Origin of the sequence: Pseudomonas sp. GXM4 (assembly GCF_008923895.1) — a bacterium.
Lineage (GTDB): Bacteria > Pseudomonadota > Gammaproteobacteria > Pseudomonadales > Pseudomonadaceae > Aquipseudomonas > Aquipseudomonas atacamensis.
On record NZ_WBRZ01000413.1, the window covers coordinates 1 to 3,210 of the forward strand.

Consider the following 3,210-nt stretch of genomic DNA (forward strand, 5'->3'; position numbering starts at 1 on the left):
AGAGAAGAAGAAGTCGCTGGAGTTTTTTATCAAGCATGTGGTGCCGGCGTTTCGCTAAAGGTTTCGCAGGTTAAACCAAAAAAACACCCCGCTTCAGACCGGGCGTTTTTTTGGAAACAGGCATCAACTCGTGCAACCTGGCTTTCGCAGCCTATTCGCCGCTGCAATCCTCGCTGAGCACTTTGAAGGAGTGGAAGTTGAAGGCTATTTTTTCTTCTTCCTCATCAACCAGCTCATACCGTATACGATCCAGTTCGCCTTCAACTCTCGACACGCAAAGATCCATGAACTGTGTCAGGCCACCACCAAATCCCCGCACGTTCAGACCGCCCACGTTGAAAAATACGACCGCTATATTCTTTGCTCCAGGATCCGAAGACTTCGCCAGCCTCATCAACAGATTGTAACCGGTAAGTCCATCTTCGGAATCCAGATGAAGACTTTCCACATAAACGTATTCACGCAGAAAGCCATTCAGTGCTTTGAGATTGCTCAATGGTTGATCCTCGTGTGCTTTAAGCTCCAGATATTGCAGCCGACAACCTGCCCTGATTTTGATTCACACCCTATTACCGGCAGCAATCATCAGAATGCGTACAGCTCCATACAACTGATTATCCGACGTACCGTTCACCTATCCGACACTTCGGTAATATCCAATTGACAAAAAAGGCAAAAAAGAGGTAGCCCGTAAAAAATGGGACAGTCCACATATGTTAATGATCAGCATTTATTTTATAAAAAACGAACTTTCCAAAAATCCTTACCTGCATCCACCCAATACTTTTCTCGTGACGGAATCAAGTAGCTGAAATCGCCAGATTCAGCAATCCAGTCCGAATGCACATACTCCTCATGAAATCGGCCGTCATCCATGTGCATGAAAATCTTTCGATCAAAATTCACGTAAAACAGTGGAAGCCTCGAGCGTATGACATTTGCATTTTTGAACAGCTCCGAATCCAGACCTTCGCCTGTGAGATAGTAGTTTTCAATTTTTTCAAAAACATTCGGCTTAGCCCCAATAAAGCCTTGCAATTCGGAAGACGACAAAATCTTTACACTCGGCCCATGAAGATACGAAGGAAAGCTCTCGGAAGTCATCTTCAAGATACCATTTCTGAATTTCAGGCAGGATCGTTCGTATTGCTCTTGCGTGATAGTTCCGTTACTCAATGACGCTCTAAGACTCTTGTCAACGTCAAGAGTAAAATTACACTTATCGTCAACAATCCAGTAACACTGAGCTGACTGAACAAAAAAACCGATACTTTTTTCGCCGTCCCACAGGTCATCAAAAACGTCTTGATCAATGGTCATTTCTTAAACTCTTTTAAAAATTCTTCTTGCGTATAGACACGAACATTACTCGCACTGTTTTCGAGTAGCGACTCCCATATCTTCGGCAACTCCAGGGAGTAACCTAGTTGGCCCTCATCGACTCTCTTGGGTGCATCACGCTCCCTAGGGCCATCGCCGTGCTGAGGTATCACTCTGTCCATACTTTTCTTATGAGTCTTGGCATCGATATCGAAGACCACTACGGAGCCATCAGGACGCTTGTTCGTCAAGTAGTAGGTTGCGTGGTCAGCATTGCCAACACCGACACACAGTTGGCCCGTACACCCAGGATTAATGGTGATGCTCCCGTCGTCATTGGCGGTAATTCGATTCTGGCTCGTCTTAAACCCTGTTCCCCACCTTCTACCCGGAAATAGGTTACGTTTTCCGCCGAGTCGCTTTTGGTATTTCCTGCGTTGCCTTTCGGAGCAGTGGATTCGGCCTCCTCTGTCGATCCAGCAGGCCCTCCCTTGGGTTTATTCTTACCGCCTCCTGCGGTCTTAATCGTCGGGGCCATCCCAGACACTGACATCGCCAAGCCTTCAACAGCAGCCATCGCCATTTCGTGGCTGATGCCAAGTGTTTGGACCAGTGTGTCCGCAATCGCAGCGACTGAATGTCCAGCGGTGATGCCCGCCAGCATATTCTGGAACCCGTGATTTTCCGCGATCAGCAGATCGAACATCTTGGCTGCTTCGGGCGATGCCGAGGCTGCCAGGTCTTTCAATTTTTGAGTTTTTGCCTCGGCCTATGCAACAATCCTTGAAAGGCCTTCGCAGCTACCAGAATTAGCCGCACATTGAGCAACTGCCTCGATGTCTTGCTTTTGGCTCAGAGCGTGATATTCGGCGTACTTCGTATTCGCGCATGCAGCGTCATTGCCACAGGCGGACAACTCGTGCGCCGCTCGCTCGAGGTCAGAATGCGAGAGGTAATTGTATTGGGTCGCAGTAGCCGCGATATTTGCTGCTATGTTTGGGTCTGTGTCGGCAATCACGGCGGAGAGCACTGCGATCAGTTGCGACATCGCCAAAAGATTAGCTTTGGCCTGATCGGCTCCCGGCATGTTTGGGTCGTAATTTTCCGGCAGTATCAGGTCCGCAAGATACTGAACCATTGCTTCGTTGGCACCTCCAGCCAACGCGCCTGTCTTGAAGTCCCCGCCCAAGGCCATGGACTTCAACCCGCCCACCAATGCATGTGCTGCAATCTTCGTTGGACTGCCTTCCACCAGATTGAGGCTACCAACCTTATTGGCGGCGATAGCTCCGCCAATATCGATTACAGCTCCCAATAGATTGTTGACGAAATTGTCGCCCAGGCTTCCGCCCTGCAATGCGGTTTGAGCCAACGTATCAGCGCTGGTTTTGAGAATCACCTGGCCTGCACTATTCCAGTCAAAACCAAGTTCTGTCGGGTTATAACCCAGGCCATTCCCAATGCCGCCCAACATCCCGGAGAGCACATACCCCTGAAGATTTTCGCTGCTGAAAACGTCCTTGAGAACTGAGCCCAGATCGCCTTTGTTGCTGATGGCGCTGTTTGCAGCGGTAGTTTCGACTGCGATCAACACAGCGTTGGCGAAGCCCGCAGAGAACGTGCCAGCAGTTGCGCCTATCAATCCTGCGCCTGCCCCCCCGGTGACTGCAGCTAGCAGGATAGCCAGGGCCAGTTGTGCGGCGACACCAAGTCCAGATGTCGAGTATTTGAAACTCTTGTGTATTTCTTCGACACGACGCCAGTCAACATCTCCCCGAGCCTCCGCATCCTTCAACCACGCCAGTTGCGGATCAGCCTTGACCATCGCATCAATGGTCTGGCTGACGGACTCCTGACTCACATCCTTGATGTCAATCTTCAGCCCATCGA

At 49.9% G+C, this 3,210-nt stretch carries 4 protein-coding genes; all 4 read right to left on the minus strand.

Going from position 1 to position 3,210, the window contains the following annotated elements:
* Nucleotides 1–151: 151 nt before the first annotated feature.
* A complete protein-coding gene (locus F8N49_RS26740) occupies nt 152–496 on the minus strand; it encodes a hypothetical protein (RefSeq protein ID WP_151553237.1) in 345 nt (114 codons plus the stop codon).
* 239 nt (nt 497–735) lie between these two features.
* Nucleotides 736–1,320 carry a hypothetical protein gene (locus F8N49_RS26745; protein ID WP_151553238.1) on the minus strand — a complete coding sequence of 195 codons (585 nt, stop codon included), beginning with the start codon at nt 1,318–1,320 and terminating at the stop codon, nt 736–738.
* Between the two features lie 247 nt (nt 1,321–1,567).
* Nucleotides 1,568–2,026, minus strand: a complete 459-nt coding sequence (locus tag F8N49_RS26750) for a hypothetical protein (RefSeq protein ID WP_125918764.1) — start codon at nt 2,024–2,026, stop codon at nt 1,568–1,570.
* Between the two features lie 63 nt (nt 2,027–2,089).
* A partial coding sequence (locus F8N49_RS26755; RefSeq protein WP_178117083.1) for a DUF637 domain-containing protein occupies nt 2,090–3,210 on the minus strand: 1,121 nt, incomplete at its 5' end.

What these genes read in the sequence shown, in the direction of transcription:
- F8N49_RS26745 (WP_151553238.1), bottom strand. Translation starts at nt 1,320, where the DNA reads ATGACCATTGATCAAGACGTTTTTGATGACCTGTGGGACGGCGAAAAA.
- F8N49_RS26750 (WP_125918764.1), bottom strand. Translation starts at nt 2,026, where the DNA reads ATGTTCGATCTGCTGATCGCGGAAAATCACGGGTTCCAGAATATGCTG.